Raw genomic sequence first — 13503 nt, 5'->3', positions numbered from 1 at the left:
ACCTCCCAGGTGGGGAATGGATGTTGCTCAGGTCTCGACGACACCCGGGCGGAGCGCGATGTGCTTGAACTCGACGAAATCGTCGATCACCGCATAGCCGCGCATGCGCCCTTGCCCGCTCTGCTTGAAGCCACCTTCCTCGAACTGGTCGTACAGCACGGCCCAGTCGTTCACCCAGATGGTGCCCGCCTCGATTTCCCGAGCTACCCGCAGCGGCCGGTCGATGTCACGCGACCAGATGCTGGCGGCAAGGCCGTACTCACTGTCGTTGGCGAGCACGACTGCCTGTTGCTCGGTGTCGAACAACTGCAGGGTTAGCACGGGGCCGAACACTTCCTTCTGGACTATGTCGAGCGAGGAGTCCGTCACCTCCAGGAGCGTCGGCCGATAGAACGCGCCCCTGGCGAGGTCGCCCTCGCTCACCGGCCCGCCACGCACGAGCACCTTCGCGCCGGCAGCGATGGCGTCCGTCACCATGCCGTTGACGCGCTCGACATTGGACCTGTCGATGAGCGGCCCCATCTCCACGCCGGGCTCCAGTCCCGGCCCGACCTTGACGGCCTCGAGGCGCCGGGAAAGCTCGTCGCGCACCCTCTCGGCGATGCCGCGCTGTACGAGCAGGCGGCTGCCGGTCATGCAGAACTGTCCGGAGAAGACGGTCAACGCCTCGACGACCTTGGGCAGGGCCGCATTGAGATCGGCGTCGTCGAAGAGAATGACGGGCGTCTTGCCACCGAGTTCAAGGCCGAGCCGTTTGAGATTGGCCGAGGCGGTGGCGGAGATCGCACGGCCCGTCCTGGTGCTGCCGGTGAAGCTGATGCTGGGAACATCCGGGGATTCGACGAGGACGTTGCCGGCCTCGTGTCCGCCGGTGAAGAGATTCACCACGCCACGCGGAAGGCCCTCGGTGCCGGCGATGATCCCGGCCATCAAGGCATTCACCTGAGCGGTCTGGCGCGGCAGGCTGATCACCGCCGTGGCGCCGGCCGCGAGGGCGGGTGCCAGCGAGCGGACCATCAGCGCACCCGGTGAGTTCCAGGGGGCGATAATGCCGGCGACACCCACCGGCTCACGCAGGACCATGGACAACTGGCCCGGCTCGACCTGGGCAGCGTGTCCATGGTCGGTCAGCGCAAGAGCGGCGTTGAAGCGCAAGGTGAGTGGCACGATACCGATCTCGAAACGGGCCTGCTCGAGGGTCTTGCCATTCTCGGTGGTGATGAGTCGCGCCAGTGCCTCGCCGCTGGCTTCGAAACGATCGGCCATGCGGTTGAGGACACGGGCCCGTAGCAGGCGATCCTGCTTCCAGTTCTCCTCGCGGAAGGCACGCCTGGCCGCGGCGATGGCGCGCTGCGCTTCGGCGACGCCGGCCTGGGCGTAGCGGCCGATGATCTCGCCCGTGGCCGGATTGATGCTGTCGCCGTGACGTTCACCATCGCACCACTGACCATCGATCCAGTTCAGCGCAACCTTGGTTTCCTGCTTCTGCTCGGCCATGGGGCCTCCTGTCCAGCGGCGATCGAGGGGCAGTGATCGCACTCGTGGTTGGGGGGAACCGGTCGGGCAACCGGTTCCAGGGTGCTCAGCCGAAGAACTTGGGCGGATGCACGTTGCCACGTTTGACGTAGCCGTTGTGGTTCATCTCCAGCCGAGTCTTCTCGATGCAGAAATAGGCATTGTTCTTGGTCATGACATCCGCGCCGTTCAGGCGCTGCGCCCAGGTCTTGCCATTGGAGGTCTTCTTCGTCAGCACCTGTTTGGTGACGTAGTTGGTGAGCGCGTTGAAGTAGGCCTGCTCCGCCCAGCGGAAGGCCGCGCGATAGGACGTCCCTTCGATGTCCTTCAGGAAGTAGCTGATCGGTATGGTTTCGAGTGCCTCGCGTGCCGAGCCCATCAGATCGTGCATGTACTCGCGGCCCTCGATGACATCCTCGCGCCCACCGGTCTTGGAGACATGTCCGGAGATCAGGTAGTCGAAGTCGTACTCGAGAATCTTGTCGAAGGCATCGGCGTACCCGCAGAGGCTCTCGGAGGAGTCGCAATCCCTGAAGGTGACCCAGCCCGGGCTTGCGACATCGATGGCCGCGAGCACCTTGGGCCCGGGGACGTAGATGAAGATATTGCCCTCGCAATGGTTCTGCCCTTTGTAGGAGAGCTCGACCTTGACACCGTTCACATCGAGCGTCGTCTCGCGGGAGAACGTCTCCATGGGCGGCGGACGGTCTGGATCGGGGAAGCGCTCCAGGAGCTCACGCGTCTTTTCATGCCCGACGCGCTTGACCTTGGGCCCGAAGATCGAGGCCGCGCCGATGTGATCGGCGTGCCAATGGCTGTAGATCACGTGGGTGACCGGTTCGTCGGTGACGCTTTCGATCGCCTCAAGCAGGTTCTCGCCCAGTGCCGGCGGCGCATCGACGACGATCACGCCTGAGCCGGTCCGAATGAACAGGCAGTCGTACCAGCCCGAGGTCACCCAGTAGACTCCATCCTTGAGCTCGGCGACGTGGTAGCCCTTCTCCAGGCGACCGGGCAGGAAGAGCGAGCCATGGGACGATTCGGGAGGTATCAGGAAGTCCTCCTTCTTGTCATAGGGAACACCAAGCGGGCCGAGATCATCGACAAACCACGACGGCAGGGACTTGCCGTGGGAACAGTTCGGATCAGAACACATGGGGTTTTCTCCGGGGTTGGGCCTGGAACGTCAGGAGGCGGCGACGCGCAGTACCGCCTTGATGGCATCGCCTTTGCGAGCTTGTTCGACCGCGTCGTTGATCTGCTCGAAGTCGAAGAACCGGACGAGTCGGTCGATCGGGAACTGGCCGGCGCGGTAAAGCTCGATCAGCCGGGGTATGAAGACCTGGGGCACGGCGTCGCCCTGGATGATGCCGCGGGCCATCCGCCCGTTGAGCAGGACGTTCATGTCGACCGGCGCCTCGGCGCCCGCGGGGGCGCCACCGATCAGCGCCGCCGTGCCCAGGGGGGCGAGGACATCGACGGCGAGCTTGAGCATCTCCGGTCGCGCGGTGATCTCCAGGACGTAGTCCGCGCCAATGCCCGTGATGCCCCTGATCTGCTCGGCGGTGTTGCCGTCGCGGCCGTTGATCGTGTGCGTCGCTCCCAGCTCACGGGCGACCGCGAGCCGCGACGCATTGATGTCGACCGCAATGATCGAGGCGGCCCCGGCGACCTTCGCCGCCATGATGGCGGCAAGGCCGACCGCGCCGGTTCCGAAGACGGCAACATGGGAGCCGGGCCGGACCTCGAGCGAGTTGAGGATCGCCCCGGCGCCGGTCTGGAAGCCGCATCCCAGCGGCGCGAGAAGCTCGAGCGGCAGGTCGTCCGGCACCTTTACCACACTGCTTTGATCGACGACGGCATGGGTGGCGAAGGACGACTGCCCGAAGAAATGTCCGTGCATCGCCGCTTCATGTGCCTCGCCTTCGGGCCATCCGAGGGCGTTGCTACCATCCAGGCGGGAACCGCCGAAGCAGATCTCGAAAGCGTGCTCGCAGTAGGCGTTGTGACCGCTGCGGCAGTATCGGCACTCCTCGCAGGAAGGATAGGAAAGCACCACATGGTCACCGACCTCGATGCCCTTGACCCCCGCGCCGACCTTCTCGACGATCCCCGCCCCCTCGTGACCGAGCACCACTGGCAGGGGAACGGGATAGTCCTGGTTGCGGACATGGATATCGGTCTGGCAGATGCCGACAGCACAGATCCTGACGAGCACTTCGTTCGGACGGGGCTCGTCCAACTCAAGATCGCGAAAAACGAATGGACCGGCTTTCTCTTCGATAACGGCTGCACGCACTCGCATGACAGGTCCTCTATTCAACGAATCGATAGGTCTCGAGGAGGGTTCGCATCGTGAAAATCCTAACGGCACTCTCTGTCCGGCTAGTCCCGGCAATCACGAACACAGGTTTCACCAGGACAGAACATTCATCGTGCCCCCGCGACGAGAATGCGCAGGAATCAGGGACGGCCTTCGCGCTTGGCATGCTCGGCGACGAGCGCGGTCATCACCAGGCCGCCGATCAGGCCCATGTGTTCGAGGAACACGTTCATCGCGACGAAACGCTCCTGCCCCTCCAGGGTCCAGAAACCATGCGCCATGACGGCGGCGATGGCGGTGAAGACGCCCAGGGCGCCTGCACCGAGCCAGACGAAGCGACCTGAAATGACCAACAGGGAACCTATGCCCTGAACGGCAATGGTGAGCCCCGCCCAGAAGGCCCCGGGATGGAGTCCCATTTCCTCCTGTTCGAGCACGGCAGCATGGAAGTCGAGCGACTTGAGAATGGCGCTCACGAGAAAGATCACGACCATCGCCGTCCGTGCCAGCAGCCAGGTCCAGCGCCAGTCGAGAATCCTATCGACCCAAACGGGGTCCTCTCGTCCAAATTCCTGCATGGGATACTTCTCCTGATATTTCATTGGGGGAATCAACGCTGTCCGGGGTGGGAGCGGACGAACTCGACGAAGCCGGACAGATAGGCCTGCAGCCGCTCGCGCAGCTCCGCATCGAGCAGATTGCCGGCGTCATCGAAGAGTTGCCCGGCGTGGGATACCACCAAACGCCCGCCGAACCAGGGCTCGGCGCCGAGCATGCGCAGCACGGAGAGCCAGGCGTCCTGTGCAAGCAGCGTCCCGAAACCGCCCGGCGAGGCCCCTACCACGGCGAACGGCCTGCCGCCGAACACCCGGGGGATATCGGCCACGGGCCGCGACGCCCAGTCGATGGCATTCTTGAATACGCCGGGAATGCCGTTGTTGTATTCCGGCGTCGCCAGGATCACGCCATCGGCGGCCATGAGGGCCTGCTTCAGTTCGGCGACCGCCGACGGAATGCCGGCAGCAGCCTCGTCATCGGCATTGAACAGCGGAATGCCGGCAATACTCCTCACTTCAAGGGTTGCGTCGTCGGGCATCAGCATTGCCGCTGCGCGCAGCAGGCCCAGGTTGTAGGAGGCATGCCGCAAGCTACCGGCCACACCAACGATATGGGTCATCGTTCTTCCTCGCTCGATGGGGGGATGTTGAAGTGATACCGCCCTCGCCATCCGCAGCCTCGCGTGCCCCATGAGGTCCGGCGGCAGCCACGGCCCCAGGGTTCTCACCGATTTCCGAGGCTGGGCACCACGCGGATGCGTGAAGCGGCCGCGCGATTCGCGGGGACGAATGGCCGCACGACCGTTCACACTGCGATGCTAGCCAAGCATGGGCGCGTTGTGCTGCCCGGAATCGCGAACCCGGAGTTCGGACAGACCGAACCATGACAACGCCCCCGAACGGCGGGAGAGGATGGCGACTACCTCCCCCGTCCCGAGACGTCATCCCCAGCCCATACCCGCCAGCACACCCTCGCGCAGGATGGCCAGGCCGTCGGAGACCCGGCGTGGACGCGAGGGAATGGAGGCCACGTCGGCGGCTCAGCGGTCGCTCAGACCAGACATGGGCATTGGCCAGCCACAACATCGAGGGCATCGTCCGGGCTCATTCGAGGATAGTGACGGTGGCGGTGGTGCCCGCGCGCAACGGCGGAGCCTCTGCCGTGCGCGGGTCCAGGCGCAGGCGCACCGGAATCCGCTGTGCCAGCTTCACCCAGGTGTAGTTCGGGTTGACGTTGGCCAGCAGGCGGCTGCCCGGGAGGTTCTCCTGGTCGGTAATGGCATAGGCGATGCTCTCCACCGTGCCCTGCAGCTCCTCCCCGCTCATCAGGGAAATCCGCGCTCGGCTGCCGACGCGAATCTTCGGCAGCTTGGTCTCCTCGAAATAGCCGCTGACGTGGAAGGAGTCGCTGTCCACCAGGGCCAGCAAGGGTGACCCCGCCTGGGCGAAGTCTCCCTGGCGGGTCAGCAGGTTGGTCACGTAGCCACTGACCGGCGCCAGGACCCGGGTACGCTCGAGGTCGAGCCGAGCCTGCTTCAGAGCGGCGTCGGCAAGCTGCACGTTGGTCTGCGCCAGTACCAGATTGGACTGTTCCCTGAGCAGGTTGGCCGCCGCCACCGCCACGTCGGTGCTGGACTGTTCCCACTCTTCGGCGGAAATCGCCGAGCGCGACTTGAGCTGCCGACGGCGCTGTTCCTCGCTGCGTCGTTGCTTCAGCAACGCCTGTTGGGCGACGATGGCCGCCTGCGACAACCCAAGCGTGGCACGCGCGACATCGACCTCGCGCTGCGCGTGCAGCACGGCGAGTTCATAGCTGGCCGGGTCTATACGCAGCAACAGATCGCCCTTGCCGACGAACTGGTTGTCGCGTATCGGCAACTCGACGATGCGCCCACCGACGTCCGCGGACAGCGTCACCACATCGGCCCGCACCCGGGCATCACGGGTCCAGGGCGCCCGGGTGTAATACTCCCAGGCAAAACCGCCCAGCACGATGGCCAGCGCCAGCATCACCAGGGTCAGGGCCCCGGCCAGGAAAGGTTTCAACGAAGACATTTCAGCTAATCGCTCCCATCAACAGCACCAGAACAGCGCAGGTCACGGCATACAGAGCGCCCTGGAACAGCGCTGGATGCCAGGCGAATGCCAGTACCCCCGCGCGTCGCAGCAAGGCATCCAGCACCAGGAACAACGGCAGGGCCAGCAAGAAGGCCTGGGCGATGGGCGGCAGGTAGATGCCGCCCAGTTCGAAATCAGCGGGCATGGGCCTGCTCCTCCACGGCCGGTGACACCGGCACCTCCAGCACAGCGCGATAGCGCTGCAGCAACATGAGCGCGATCGAAAGCGACACCCGCAGGATGAACATCCGTCGCAGCTCCCCGCGACCGAACGCCAGGTACGTGCCGTGCTGCTCATCCAGCGAGCGACCCAGTTGATCCAGGGTCGCCAACAGCCCGTCCAGTTCCACCGGGCGACGGCCACCGACGAAATCGACCATGTCCTGCACCCCTTGGCGCAGGCGGGTCCGGGCCCCTGGCGTGAGAGCCGCGCCGCGAGTGCACTGGGCATTGATCTGGCCCAGGGCAGCGGCCAGTACCACGCAGCTCAAGCTGCACTCGAAGCGCTCCTTCGACACCGGGTCGCCGGTAGCCGCAAGCAAGCCGGCCATCGTGGCCAGCCGATCGAGCATGCGGCTCTCGAACTCGAACTGCTGGGCCAGGCCGTTGCCATCCGACACCTGCCGGTACACATCCTCGCGCACGTGACGGAACAACCAGGCGATGCGCTTCTGAGGGTCGAAGGGGAACACCAGGGCGAACACCAGCATGGAGAGCATCCCACCGGTGAAGTAGCCCCCCGCGAACTCGAACCACTGCACCGCGCTATTGTGGTAAGCCCCGACGTTCTGCGGTCCGATCATCAACAGACTGATCAGGCCGATACCCATGCCGATGCCGGCGGTCGCCGGGTTGGCCAGGCCGACCGCGGCGAGGTAGAGCAAGGGGACCAGGCACAGGGCGAGCATCTCGAAATCGTCGAACACTGGCAGAAGGGCGAACTGGTAGAGGGCCGACAGGCCGATGGCCAGCAGCAGGCCACGGTTATAGTTCTGGCTGGCCAGCAATGGCCGCGGCAAGGTCGCCATCAGCGAGCACATGACACCGACCAGGATCACCCCCGAGCGAGCTCCGTCCCAGGCGCTACTAATCCAGATCGCGCCCGCGACCACCAGGGCGAGGAACGCACGCAAGGCGTTCATACCGGCCAGACGGAAGTCCAGGTGCAAGGCGTTCGCCTGCCCTGCGCTGTTAGGGCTACTGGCCGCCCGGCCGTGGCGGATCGCCTCGTCGAGTTCGAGCAACTCCTCCAACTGCTGGAGGAACCGGGCCTGCTCCCAACGTAGCGCCCAGGCCAGGGAACGCAGCGGCGCGGGCAGCGGCTCGGCGAGGTGCTCGGCGCGATCGGCAGCCTCGTCGAACCCCTGGCGCAAGCTGCCAAGCGCGGCACGGTCGTTCGCCGGCAAGGCGACGCCACGGCGCGCCACCTCATCCAGGCTCTGTAGCTCCCTCTCGCGCAACAACTGGATATCGGCCGGCAGCGGCCCCTCCCATTGCCGTGCGATCAATTCCCGCTGCTGCCGCAGCACCAGCAAGCGCGACACCAGCAGGACCAGTTGGTTGGCGAACAACCGCACCAGGCCATCAGAGTTACGCAGATGCGGTGCGTCGAAATACAGGTGGCGGCGCAGGCCCTCAAGCGCACTGACCTCGGCGACCAACTGCGCCTGGCGCTGGTGGAACGCCTCCGGCGCCTCCTCCGTCCTGATGGTCGCGGCCGCGTGCTGGGCAATCAGCCTGACCAGGCCATCGACCTTGGCGAAGTAGCCCTTGGCAACGGCCTGGGGGCGTGCCGTCAACAGGCTGACGACTGCCACGCAAGCCACCGCCAGGAGGGTTTCGCTCAAACGGGTGATCGCCAGTAGCAAGGTTCCATCCGGCTCGGGGACGGACAGCATCGCCACGACTACGGCGGTGAACCCACTGAGCACGAAGGCATGTGAATCGGTGTAGCGCAGCAGGGTTCCACCTGCGGTACAGAAGGCCAGCCAGGACGCCAGGGCGACGATGAACAGCACCGGCTGCTGCGGGAACAGCGCCATGATCACTACCGCCGCCGAGGCACCGCCCGCGGTCCCCAGTACCTGGGCGAAGCTACGCTTGAGGGTCATGCCAGCCAGGGGAAGACTGATGATGATCACCGTCATCAGCGCCCATTTGGGTTGGTCCAGGTCGAAGACGAAAGCCAGGTACAGACAAAGCAGACCGGCAGCGACTGTGCGCAGAGCAAAAAGCAGGATATCGGGGCCTGGCCGCAGGGCCAGCTTGAAATATGCGATCAAGGGTTTCACATTCAACGCCTCAGGACAGGCTCACCGGATAACCGATTGGGTGGTACCCATCGGTACTGGAGTCGCCGTCGGCGCTCCCGGGGCGGTATGGCCCTCGCCCTCGCGGTGGCTTGCCCAGCGCGCGGGATGACAGCTCGCACTGAACTGCATGGCTACTCATGGCCTGGCTCCCCTGCTGCGCTGTGGACCGGGATTCGGCCGGTCCATCTGGCCGAAGCGGCCACTCTGGAAATCCTGGGGACCGGCAAGGTCGAGCAGCAGGAAAGGACTAATGTGCTTTCCCAGGCTGTCGTAGGAAAACAATGTACGAACCGGGAATCCGTCTCCCATCCAGTGGGGCCGGTGGCTGGTGTAGACGCCAAGCACCTTCTTCATCGCGCACCTCCCGAAACACAACGGGAATAACGGTAGGTCCGCAACGACAAGCCCGGTAGCCCCAGCTGTTGATCCTCAGTGTTCCATCTGATGAACACTGAAGCGTGCTGGAGGCCCGCCGCCCGCACCCTCAGAGCTCGGCCAGGCGGGCCTCGGCCTGCGCGTATTCGCGCTTGAGCCGGGCGATGTACTCGGCCGTCTTCTGTACCCGGGTAATCGGCCCGATGCCCTGCCCGCAACCCCAGATGTCCTTCCAGGCCTTCTTCGCGTCGCCGCCGAAGTTCATCTTGCTCGGGTCCTCACGGCAAGGTTGTCGGGGGCCAGGCCGGCAGCGACGATCGAGGGCAGGCGGCCGGTTCGAGGCATGGCTTCAAGGCTGTCCAGGGAAATGGGGCGGACAGTTTTATTTTGTCTACACCCTCCTGGCAGCACGGCCTCGGCCAGATGATCCCGATGAGACAAATGCGCATACCGCATCGTCATCGAGAGCGAGGCATGCCCCAGGATGTGCTGCAACGTCACGATATGCCTGCCGTTCATGATGAAGTGACTGGCGAAGGTTTGCCGCAGCATGTGGCTGGCCTGCCCTCTCGGTAGCTTGATCGAGGTGGACAGCAGCACGATGCGGAACACCCCAAGGCGGTTGGTGAAGGGGCCGTGAGTCTGCCAGTGCTGGCGAATCTCCTTGGCCAATCCTTGCGAAATCGGCACTGAGCGAACACGCTTCGACTTGGCGTTGGCGACGGTCAGCCCCGGATGCGGCAAGGCGGTTCGAGCATCACGCGCGGTCAGTAACTCCGGCCCCCGAAGACACGATGCGCAGTACTTCCAGATAGCCTGGGGGCTCACCAGTCGCGTTGCGTTCGCGCAGCATCCGGTGCATCAGTGGCAAGCGAAAGTAGGGCACCGACGCCATGACGTGGTGCTCGATGTGATAGTTCACATTGATGGGCGCTACCGTGGCCCTGGCGATCAGGCCGGCGCGAGTAGTTCGGGTATTGAGGAAACTGTCGGCGGAGACTTCCGTGCAGGCGTGTTCGGCCATGGAGCGGATGCGCACGAAGGCGGCAAAGGGGGTCATGTAAGCGAATATCCAGGCGAGGTACAGCCAGGGGTATCCGGTCGCCCAGAGCACTCCGAAGAGCACGGCATTGGTGATGACGGTAGGCGTCACGTTGCGCAGGAACAGTCGGCTGCGGCTGGCGAACGTTTGTCCCTCGGTGGGCAGCCTGGTCAGGTCGTTGGCCACTGTCCACTTCAGGTATCCGGCATCCATGAGAAATCGCCCGGCAAAGAACTTCAGGCCCGTCAGTCCGCTGATATCGCGTACAAGCTTGCGTATCAGCGAAGCTCGTGTCGTCGGGAAGGGAGCTACCAGCGAGAGGTCGGTATCTTCTGCCTGGCCAGTTTTTGCATGATGTACCAGATGGTGTGTGCGGTATTTCTTCAGGTCATTCCAGATGGGCCTGGCGCAGATCCAGTCGACCAGGACTTCATTCAGAAAGCGGGTCTTGAACAGCGTCCCGTGAGATGCGTCATGCATGAGAATGGCCAGCGCCAGTTGGCGGCCGGCCAGCAGCGCCAGCGCAATCAGGAAAACCGGGATTGCGACTGCCAGCGGTTGTGTGCTGGCCCAGGCCATGACGATGAAAGCCAGGGCAATGACACCCCAGGTAAAACCGACGGCGGCGAACCCCATCAGGTCGGAGCGCTCGGTCAGCATGCGTATTTCGTCGCGACTGAAAATTTCGGTGACCTTGCGGCGGATGCCGGGGAGGCTTTCCTGGCTAACGGTTGAGTCCTGATGCATGGCTACCTCGTAGCGGTCAGTGGTTGATAGGACTTTGGGTGGTACCGGTCGACGATTCGACAGGTGGCGACGCTCGTAGACCACGCCAGATGGCATGGCCGACATCGTCATAGCGCAGCAGCACATCGATGAAGGCGTGCCGTTCCTGAGGATTGACCAGCGGCTCGGGAAGCAGTGGGTCGTAGATCAGTTGGCGAATGGCTGCATTACCCATCAGGAAGGACTCCCGGGCAGCGACTTCCACTTCCATCTCATCGACTCGTGTCAGCCATTTGCCGAGTTTCTCGGCAGTCTCGCGGTAGCCGCGGTTGAGCACCTTGCCGTCCCATAGTGCGCGTGCTCGCACCTCGCGCATGGGGTCGAACTCTGCCGCCAGGAAGACCGAGGCGCTCGATTCGAGGCCCAGCTTGAGCAGGCGCTCCCTCACCAGGACAACACCGCCCACCAGATTGTCGGGGCGGATGAAAAGCTCGCGCTCCAGCTCGCGGAAACCCAGCAGTTCCAGAGCTCGCTCGCGGCGACGCAATTGTGCGCGATCAGTACGGCCCAGGCCGGCGCAGTGCGCCACTACCCAGGCACCATGCCAGTGGCCGATACGCATTTCAGCGTTACGCCAGCCACGCACATCTTCCGCCAGATCCGCAGCCTTGGCTCCCAGGCAGTAGTCGCCTCGTCCCGCCGCCTCGATCATGCCGGCGGCTGCCAGCCGGACAAGGGCCACTCTCACGCTGTTCTCGCGAATGCCGAACAGGGCGCAAGCGGAAATCGCATCGCGGGCACTGAGCACACCATCATCTCTGCTCAGAAGAAACTTGAGAATCAGATCCCGGGGGTGTGGCGTCATCTCAATGACTCATTTTTAAGTATTGTGTCTTTCGGCGTAATGTTACCTGTAACGATGTATACCGTTTTTTTCAGTAATCTTTACCAGATCCAACGATGGGGCTTGGCGTGGAGTCGGGAGAGTTCGAGCGCCGGTAAGTAAACCTCCTGGCCACGCCACACCCCCGCAGCTCTTGGGGCTCCGACAAAATGAAGGCACTTTGGCGGTCATTCGCCTGCTACCGGAACGGAGTGACAACGGCTACGCTCAGCAGCACAGGCCAAACGGAGAACAAACGAACATGTCCAGATCCAATACCCTGCTGGCAACGGCCCTCGGCCTCGCCCTGGTTGGCGCCAGCCCGACGCTACTGGCCGGTAATGGGAACGGGAACGGCAATGGCCACGCCAAGAACGCCCAACACGGCAATCAGGGGCAAGGCGGCGGCAACTGGCAAGGCGGCCCGCAGATCGATATCGGTGGCGTTCGCGTCGTCCTCGACAACAACCGCGACTACTGGAGCCCGGGCGCGGCGCTACCGCCTGGCATCCGCAAGAACCTTGCACGCGGCAAACCACTGCCTCCCGGTATCGCCAAGAAGCTCGACGGCCGCCTGATTGGCCGCCTGCCCCGCTACGATGGCTACGAATGGCAGCAGGCCGGCACCGATCTGCTCCTGGTCACTATCGCCACCGGTGTCATCTACGAAGTCCTGAACAACGTCCTGGACTGATCGACCTGCCGGATAGCCGTGGAAAACCTCATCTGGCCCCATCGAACATGCCACGGATGGACACTGGCCGTTCATCCCCTGTCGGTACAATGCTCGATGTCTTGAAGCCCCGCCTCCCCGGCGGGGCTTTCGTTCCAGTGCCATCAGCGAGAACGAATTCAGGCCGCGTGCATTTCTGGTCGTCGCTTTCATAACCGGTCTTTCAGGTCAGGGGGTTCTTCCTGGCCTGATTGATCGGTCGAAGGTGAAACGGACCACTACGATGAGTCTCGATGGCGGAAGCAGGCTTTCGGGGATGGAGCAGATTCGCCTCTTATTTCTCGTACGAAACTTCCTGTCGATTGACGAGGCAGACACTGTCATCCAGTTGCGGAGTGAGGAACACGCTCACTTTGTTGGTATTCTCGATGACTGCAGTGTTCAGGATTGAGCCAATATATTTCCAGTCCTTGAACGTGGTCTCCCTGATCTTCATGCAAGAACCTCGCATCACCATTGTTTCGTTGCTGCTGAGGTCGCACTTGCCGGCTGAATTGGGGGACGCCGTCATGATGATCTGCGAGTAGGCATCCGAGTATTTCTTCACTGAGAATGTCTCGAAAAGCCGCTTGTTCGGCTGTGCTGTGTTCCAGACGCTATTGGTACCGTGATCGGACTTGCCAATTACGAAGTCCGATACGCCGCGCAGTTGCTCAAGGCAAGACTTGATCCCGCTATTTTGTGCCGCCTTGGTCACTTCTGTGGCTGCAAGACAATTCTGCATTACCAAAGCCAATGCAATGGCGGTCGCAACCCTCTTCATGAGTGCTCCTTACTAGAGGCGACTTTGTGCTCCGAATCCTGTTCACGTTGACAGGAGGGACGCATTCTTCCATGCAAAATGGCATTTGGCCACCATCGATTGCTTCCACCCAACAGTGCGCCTATGGCGCCTTATGCGCGTCGTTTCTATTCATGT

13 protein-coding genes and 2 pseudogenes are annotated in these 13503 nt (G+C 63.3%); 1 reads left to right on the top strand and 14 read right to left on the bottom strand.

Annotated features, from left to right (window positions below; genetic code table 11):
• Positions 1-27 precede the first annotated feature (27 nt).
• The 13 genes and pseudogenes from H681_RS06395 to H681_RS06340 all read right to left on the bottom strand — a co-directional run bounded on the left by H681_RS06395 (position 28) and on the right by H681_RS06340 (position 11833).
• A complete protein-coding gene (locus H681_RS06395; RefSeq protein ID WP_015476028.1) occupies positions 28-1497 on the bottom strand; it encodes an aldehyde dehydrogenase family protein in 1470 nt (489 codons plus the stop codon).
• Positions 1498-1582: 85 nt separating this feature from the next.
• Positions 1583-2671 (bottom strand): MBL fold metallo-hydrolase, encoded by a 1089-nt coding sequence (locus H681_RS06390; RefSeq protein WP_015476027.1) that lies wholly within the window; start codon positions 2669-2671, stop codon positions 1583-1585.
• A gap of 30 nt (positions 2672-2701) precedes the next feature.
• A complete protein-coding gene (locus H681_RS06385; RefSeq protein ID WP_041711778.1) occupies positions 2702-3820 on the bottom strand; it encodes an NAD(P)-dependent alcohol dehydrogenase in 1119 nt (372 codons plus the stop codon).
• 158 nt (positions 3821-3978) lie between these two features.
• Positions 3979-4440, bottom strand: a complete 462-nt coding sequence (locus tag H681_RS06380; protein ID WP_201765467.1) for a DoxX family protein — start codon at positions 4438-4440, stop codon at positions 3979-3981.
• Positions 4441-4448: 8 nt separating this feature from the next.
• Positions 4449-5015: an NADPH-dependent FMN reductase gene (locus H681_RS06375; protein ID WP_015476023.1), complete on the bottom strand. Its 567-nt coding sequence runs from the start codon at positions 5013-5015 to the stop codon at positions 4449-4451.
• Between the two features lie 484 nt (positions 5016-5499).
• Positions 5500-6450, bottom strand: a complete 951-nt coding sequence (locus H681_RS06370) for an HlyD family efflux transporter periplasmic adaptor subunit (RefSeq protein WP_051070425.1) — start codon at positions 6448-6450, stop codon at positions 5500-5502.
• Between the two features lies 1 nt (position 6451).
• Entirely contained in the window at positions 6452-6658 is a 207-nt protein-coding gene (locus tag H681_RS06365; protein WP_015476021.1) for a DUF1656 domain-containing protein, read from the bottom strand.
• The gene (locus H681_RS06360; RefSeq protein WP_041711776.1) at positions 6648-8804 is read right to left on the bottom strand and encodes an FUSC family protein; all 2157 of its coding nucleotides are present in this window, start codon (positions 8802-8804) and stop codon (positions 6648-6650) included. The genes H681_RS06365 and H681_RS06360 overlap by 11 nt, the downstream gene beginning before the upstream one ends.
• A gap of 228 nt (positions 8805-9032) precedes the next feature.
• Positions 9033-9179, bottom strand: a pseudogene (locus H681_RS06355) (pirin family protein); the annotation flags it as partial.
• 130 nt (positions 9180-9309) lie between these two features.
• Positions 9310-9465, bottom strand: coding sequence for a hypothetical protein (locus H681_RS25685; protein ID WP_015476018.1), 156 nt, complete (start codon positions 9463-9465; stop codon positions 9310-9312).
• Positions 9462-9977: pseudogene (locus tag H681_RS26855) on the bottom strand (tyrosine-type recombinase/integrase); the annotation flags it as partial. The gene H681_RS25685 and the pseudogene H681_RS26855, both read right to left, overlap by 4 nt.
• Entirely contained in the window at positions 9958-10989 is a 1032-nt protein-coding gene (locus tag H681_RS06345) for a fatty acid desaturase family protein (RefSeq protein WP_015476016.1), read from the bottom strand. The pseudogene H681_RS26855 and the gene H681_RS06345, both read right to left, overlap by 20 nt.
• Positions 10990-11005: 16 nt before the next feature.
• Positions 11006-11833: a PaaX family transcriptional regulator C-terminal domain-containing protein gene (locus H681_RS06340; protein WP_041711774.1), complete on the bottom strand. Its 828-nt coding sequence runs from the start codon at positions 11831-11833 to the stop codon at positions 11006-11008.
• Positions 11834-12113: 280 nt separating this feature from the next.
• Here H681_RS06340 and H681_RS06335 point away from each other — a divergent pair, with 280 nt between their 5' ends.
• On the top strand, positions 12114-12545 hold the full coding sequence (locus tag H681_RS06335) for an anti-virulence regulator CigR family protein (protein WP_015476014.1): 432 nt from the start codon (positions 12114-12116) through the stop codon (positions 12543-12545).
• Between the two features lie 313 nt (positions 12546-12858).
• On the opposite strand, the gene H681_RS06330 is transcribed toward H681_RS06335, so the two are convergent.
• Positions 12859-13347: a hypothetical protein gene (locus tag H681_RS06330; protein WP_015476013.1), complete on the bottom strand. Its 489-nt coding sequence runs from the start codon at positions 13345-13347 to the stop codon at positions 12859-12861.
• Between the last annotated feature and the right edge of the window lie 156 nt (positions 13348-13503).

This window comes from Pseudomonas sp. ATCC 13867, assembly GCF_000349845.1.
GTDB lineage: Bacteria > Pseudomonadota > Gammaproteobacteria > Pseudomonadales > Pseudomonadaceae > Pseudomonas.
This window is presented reverse-complemented; position numbering and strand designations above follow the sequence as displayed.